At 67.6% G+C, this 5289-nt stretch carries 9 protein-coding genes and 1 pseudogene; 1 reads left to right on the plus strand and 9 read right to left on the minus strand.

Translation table 11 applies throughout. The features are described 5' to 3' along the window. Positions 1-300: pseudogene (locus G454_RS21885) on the plus strand (AAA family ATPase); the annotation flags it as partial. Positions 301-328: 28 nt separating this feature from the next. On the opposite strand, the gene G454_RS22775 reads toward G454_RS21885, so the two are convergent. The 9 genes from G454_RS22775 to G454_RS0114595 all read right to left on the minus strand — a co-directional run. Continuing rightward, positions 329-1387: a deaminase gene (locus G454_RS22775; RefSeq protein WP_342669742.1), complete on the minus strand. Its 1059-nt coding sequence runs from the start codon at positions 1385-1387 to the stop codon at positions 329-331. Continuing rightward, on the minus strand, positions 1377-1811 hold the full coding sequence (locus G454_RS0114560; protein WP_027719173.1) for a hypothetical protein: 435 nt from the start codon (positions 1809-1811) through the stop codon (positions 1377-1379). The genes G454_RS22775 and G454_RS0114560 overlap by 11 nt, the downstream gene beginning before the upstream one ends. A 2-nt stretch (positions 1812-1813) precedes the next feature. Then, the gene (locus G454_RS21890; protein ID WP_027719174.1) at positions 1814-2242 is read right to left on the minus strand and encodes a hypothetical protein; all 429 of its coding nucleotides are present in this window, start codon (positions 2240-2242) and stop codon (positions 1814-1816) included. Next, entirely contained in the window at positions 2229-2798 is a 570-nt protein-coding gene (locus G454_RS21895) for a hypothetical protein (protein ID WP_169719375.1), read from the minus strand. The genes G454_RS21890 and G454_RS21895 overlap by 14 nt, the downstream gene beginning before the upstream one ends. A 602-nt stretch (positions 2799-3400) precedes the next feature. Beyond that, the gene (locus G454_RS0114575; RefSeq protein ID WP_027719176.1) at positions 3401-3685 is read right to left on the minus strand and encodes an HU family DNA-binding protein; all 285 of its coding nucleotides are present in this window, start codon (positions 3683-3685) and stop codon (positions 3401-3403) included. Next, entirely contained in the window at positions 3682-3855 is a 174-nt protein-coding gene (locus G454_RS21600) for a hypothetical protein (RefSeq protein WP_156896831.1), read from the minus strand. The genes G454_RS0114575 and G454_RS21600 overlap by 4 nt, the downstream gene beginning before the upstream one ends. After that, positions 3848-4090: a hypothetical protein gene (locus G454_RS0114585; RefSeq protein ID WP_027719177.1), complete on the minus strand. Its 243-nt coding sequence runs from the start codon at positions 4088-4090 to the stop codon at positions 3848-3850. Before G454_RS0114585 ends, G454_RS21600 begins: the two co-directional genes overlap by 8 nt. 195 nt (positions 4091-4285) lie before the next feature. Then, positions 4286-4798 carry a nucleotidyl transferase AbiEii/AbiGii toxin family protein gene (locus tag G454_RS19525; protein ID WP_051276517.1) on the minus strand — a complete coding sequence of 171 codons (513 nt, stop codon included), beginning with the start codon at positions 4796-4798 and terminating at the stop codon, positions 4286-4288. Between the two features lie 237 nt (positions 4799-5035). Next, positions 5036-5289 (minus strand): DNA polymerase (locus G454_RS0114595; protein WP_211230118.1); only part of this gene is annotated, 254 nt, incomplete at its 5' end.

Consider the following 5289-nt stretch of genomic DNA (forward strand, 5'->3'; position numbering starts at 1 on the left):
GAAAGCACGCTCACCCTCGAAGCCGTGAGGGCCGGATACGAGCGCGCCCTGTACATGCTTGCCCCGCTTTACGACAGAATGCTCGACGAAATCAGCGAAAACCCCCGCTTACCGAAAATCCTAAAGAGGCTCGCCGGGGGCGAAAAAACCTATACCAGGGGAGACCACCCCAACGAAGTCAGGAGGGCCCTGAACTTCCTCGCATCCAAAGGCATAATCGAAAAGCGCGGGCGTGGAAAGTACGACTTTACCGAACCAATGTTCAAAGATTACATTTCACGGGAGTTCCTCTCCCTGTAGCGCGTGAAAGAGCAACTCCCAAAAGCGCTCAACCCAGGACCACCTGCCGGACTTCCACGCCCGCCTCGCGCAGGACCTCCGCCGCCAGGGGGTCGGGGTAGCCCTCCAGGTAGCGCACCGCCGCGACCCCGGCGTTGACCAGCGTCTTGGCGCAGTGGGCGCAGGGGAAGGCCGTGGTGTACAGCTCCGCCCCGGCGGCGGAGATCCCGAACTTGGCCGCCTGCGCCACACAGTTCTCCTCGGCGTGCACCGCCCGGCACCTGTCCGCCAGGCCGATCCCCGTGGCCTCGCCCGCCCGCAGGCACCCGGCCTCCGAACAGTGCCTCAAACCGCTCGGCGCGCCGTTGTACCCGGTAGCGATGATCCTCTTTTCCCTCACCAGCACCGCGCCGACCTTCTTCCGCAGGCATGTGCTGCGCTCCGCCACGACCAGGGCCACCTTCATGAACGTCTCGTGCCAGCCCGGCCTTTCGTCGGGCGGCGGCGCGGGCCCGACCCCTAGTTCCCCCATCAGGGCGTCGACCTGGCGGTAGAGGTCCTCGACCGTGCCCGAGTTGTCCAGCACGGGGGTGCCCGGCGGCAGGCCCACGCCCGCCTCGGACTCGTGGCCGAGCGCCCCCGCCTGGGCGTCGCCGTCCCGCAGGAGGAGCCTGGCCAGCCGGAGTTCGGCCGGGCACTCCACCGCCACGGGCACGAAGCCCCGCTCCAGGCACGCCTCCAGTTCGTTCTGGTAGCGGCAGTCGGTGACCACCACGCGGGGCCTCCCCTCGGCCTCCACGCGGCGGAGCAGGTACCGCACCCACACGTCCGGGTCGACCCGCCTCAGGACCGTGCCGACCTCCTGCAGCAGGGCGCGCGGCTTGGGCGACGCCCCGTAGGCCTCCGGGAAGAGTTCCGCCGCCAGCCGCTTGATCCTGTCCGCGAAGGCGTATCGGACGAAGCCATACCTCGCGGCCAGGTAGGCTGCCACCGTGTCCTTCCCCGCCCCGGCCTTCCCCACGAGCACCAGGCGGACGGGGCGGCCGCTGGTGTTCCCAGCCGCCCCCGGACGCGCGGCGTGATCTGTGACGACGGTACTACTCGCCATCTCCGCACCCCTCCCCCCGGTACTCGAACTCGTACTCGGACTTCCGTACCCACCTGTATCCGGTGGAAGTATCCCGGACCCAAAATTCGATTATTTTGCGCGTGGTGCACGACATCGTGACACCGGGACACAAACTGCCGCCGGCTTCGTGCTTGGGCGGGTCGCCGTAGTGGAAATCGCCCTCGTCCGCGGCACCAGGAAACTGCACCTCCCGGCCGAACGAGTTCAGCCAGTCGTATTTGTTCACCTCGACCGCCACCGAAAACCTTCTCCCGCACACCTGGCACTTTACCTCGGCAAACGCCACGTAATTCGCGTAGGCGTCGCACATCTCCGGCCGGAACGGGTCATAGCCCACACCGCGTCCGTCGTACCACAGCGGCTCGCCCAGCCGGGAAGTGATGTCCTTGTAGTCGGGCAACACGGTCAGTCTTCCTCCTCAAAACCACCTTCTTCTCCCAACCCCAACTCCTCCAAATCTCCGTCCGGGAGCGGCTCTCCTTCCGGCCAGCCGTCCCCCTCCGGGTCCGCCAGCGGGAGCCCGGCGTCCTCTCCGCTCGCCAGTGCCGCCGCGGCCGCGGCCAGCGGCCTGCCGCGCAAAGCGATGCCCCTCCTCTTCCTCCGCTCCCCGAACAGCCGCCGGCACTCTTCCCGCACCATCTCCAGGGACTTCGCCGCGAGGCGGTACTCGACTATGCCGCCCCTTTCGGCGATCGGCCCCGAGACCGCAATCTTGCTGAACCGGCTCGGCACGGGCACCCTCGTGCCGGGCCCCAGGCCGCGCTCCCGCAGCCACGCGGGAAAGCCGGGGGCGTCCTCGCCGTAGTAACCATAGCGCCTCTCATCCGCCGCCATCTCCGCCAGCGCCTCCTCCCCCGCCGGAACCGCCGGTCCCGCGGCACGGCAGGCCCGGTGCCGCCAGCACCGCCGCCTCGCAGAAGGCACGCGCAAAGGTATCCGCCGCCGCGCGGACCTCCCTCCCGGACGGATCGCACACGACGACCGCGTAGGCGGGACCACCACTCACGCGGGCCTCGATGCGGATCCCGCACCCCCTTGCCCGCAGGTACTCCACCAGGGCCGCCGCTAGGCCGAGATCGATGGAGTAGAGGGGTACCGGGACGATCCAGGAATCCAGCTCCTCGGCGTAGTTGGCCTCCACGCCCCGCAGGAGCGGGTCCTCGCTCTCGTCGATCCACCTATCCTCCGATAGACGAATCACGGGCGAAGGCGTGTGATACCACGGGGCGGTCGGTTCCCGTTCCGGCGAAGCCCTCCACAACCCGCACTCCGGCTCCGGCCCGCACGGCCAGTCCCGCGCGACCACCTCCATGCCCAGCACCCTCTCCACCACCAGCGTGTCCAGTTCCCGGTTCGCGAGGCCGGACAGTTCAGAAATGGGTACCGCCACTATTCTCCGCTCCTTTCCCAAAAGCTCCCGAGATCCACCGGACTCCAATTGACGCGAAACCTTTGCCTGCTCGGGAAAAGGGAAAAACCCGCGCCCTCCCCGCCCGCGGGCGGTTCATCGGGCCCGGTCACCTCTCCAGCAAGCGCTGGGATGCCATTTTTCCAAGCACATGCATAACTCCCACCCCCCTCCTCATGCCCTCCCCGTTTTCCGCATATTGCTTACCTTCCCAACCCTGTTGTGGGTTTCCCAAAACCGCGGTTCGTCGGGCCCGGACTCACAGGCCTGGCGAATCGCCTGCTGCCGTAGCAGTCCAGATTGTTCACGTTTCCCTCCCCCAACGCCAACCGCACTACCGTCCCAGAGCGGTTGCCGCCCCGAGCAACTCGCCCCCCACGGGCCGTCCCGCACCCACGGGGGCCGCAGGGCGTAGAACTCCAGCACACCCGGGGGCTCCGCCGCGGTCAGCCCCTCCGCCCGCAGGACCGCGTTGGCCAGGTGCTAGGCCAGGAGCGGCGGCATGAAAGCAACGCTCCCAAAAACAGTAGGAGGCCGGGGCCGAAATGCCCGGCCCCGGTCCCCCTCCAACCCGACGGTTCACCCTAGCCGTTCGCCGCCGCGGCGGCCGCCTTGAGCTGCTTGCCCGCGCGGAACGCGACGACCCTGCCGCCGGGGATGACGATCTCCTCGCCCGTCTGCGGGTTTTTACCTTTGCGGGCCGCGCGCTCCCGCACCGCGAAGGTGCCGAAGCCGACCACGCGGACCTCGTCGCCCCGCGCCACGGCCTCCCGGATGGCGTCAAGCACGGCAGTTACCGCCCGCTCGGCCTGGGCCTTCTTCAACCCGGCCTTCTCTACCACGGCGGCCACGAGCTCGGCCTTGGTCAAACCAAATCACCTCCTTCCAGAAAAAGGGAAACCGCGCGGCGCAGGAACTCCAGGGCGTCGGCCCTGACCTTCCGGGGGAGTTCGCCCTCCGTGAACGGCCCCCTGCCCTCGACGTCCATCAGCGCCCTCAGCACGACTGCCTGCGCCAGCCTGCGGAACGCGCTACCCACCGCGGCGGCCCCCCTTCGCCTTCAGCCTGCGTAACAGCCTCTCCGCGGATCTCCTGCTCCCCGCGAAGGCCGCCATCAGCACCCTCCCCGGCTCCGGGGACGAGGCGCCGCCGACCGTGACCTCGGCGGCCACCCTCATCCCCGCCCGGGCGGCCTCCCTGCGGAAGCGCTCCCCGGCGCCCACCGCCAGCCACTCGCCCCTCTTGGGCAGGTACTCGACGGAAACGGAAACCAACGCAGACCGCCCCCTTCTTTGACTTTGACTGTCTTTGACCTATAGAGAGAAAAAAAGATAACCACCTGAATAGTTGGAAGGTGGTCCTGTTTCCCCGTCCGGTTACCGCACGCCGCCGACCCGGCGGATCACCCGGGCGGAAAACCCGACCCCGGACGGAAGGAAGCCGCGCGGGCGGCCAGGAGATCTCCGAGATCACGAACGTTGTCCGCTCTCCCGTACCCCGGCGGCCCGCTTCTCCAGCAGGAACTCCAAGTCCGCCCGGTCCTGCGGGCGCACCCCCCTCTTCGTGGCTATGAGGGTGTCCAGGTCCGCCATCGGCACACGCACGCCCTCCAAGTCGGCAAAAACCTTCCCGGCGTTTTCGTAGGTCACGTCGCCGATGTGGCCCATCAGGTCGATCACGATCTCGTCAGCAACGCGCACCACGACGTAGGAAGCCACGTCTCCGGGGTCCACCTCGAGCGCCGCCCGGTCGGGCAGGTAAGAGAGGGCTTCCCTCAGACGCTCTACGTTTTCCGGCGCGGGGTCGACGAGCAGGTCTATGTCGTCGGTAGCCCGTCGACGCCCGTGGAAGGCCACCGCCCAGCCGCCCACCAGCACATAGCGGACCCCCTGCTCGTTGAGGCGGCGGCACAATTCCTTCAGGTCGCCGAGTCCCGCGGGCCTGCTGAAGGGGCGGCCCCCGCCCGCATTTTCACGCTCCATCCCGCAAACTCCTCCCATGTACGAAAGCGCCACACGCCCCGCGGCACGAACGTATCGTCACGGCGCAGTGCTGACAACCCATCGAGGAAGCCCTCCCACTCGCGCGAGAAGACGCTCCCCGCCCACGGCCTACGCCTCCCGACTACCTTGACCATCTTTCAATCCCACCATAGGTACTTCGAAAACTCTTCCGCCACCAATATAGCCGCCGGAAGCCGGATCCGTCAAGGAACCGCGTTACTTCTCCGCCCAGGTCTCGCACGCCGCCGCCTCTACCTCCACCGGGACGTCTGGCAGGAAGCGGGAGGCGGTCAACTCCATCGCCGCGCCCAAAAGCTCTGCCACCTGCTCCGCCAGTTCCTCCGGGGCTTCCAGCACGAGTTCGTCGTGCACCGTGGCCACTAACTTCACATCCTCCAAACCGCGCTTCAGCAACTCCCTATAAAGCCGGGCCATAGCACATTTTACCATATCGGCCCCTGTACCCTGAT

Source organism: Desulfovirgula thermocuniculi DSM 16036, assembly GCF_000429345.1.
Classification (GTDB): domain Bacteria; phylum Bacillota; class Desulfotomaculia; order Desulfotomaculales; family Desulfovirgulaceae; genus Desulfovirgula; species Desulfovirgula thermocuniculi.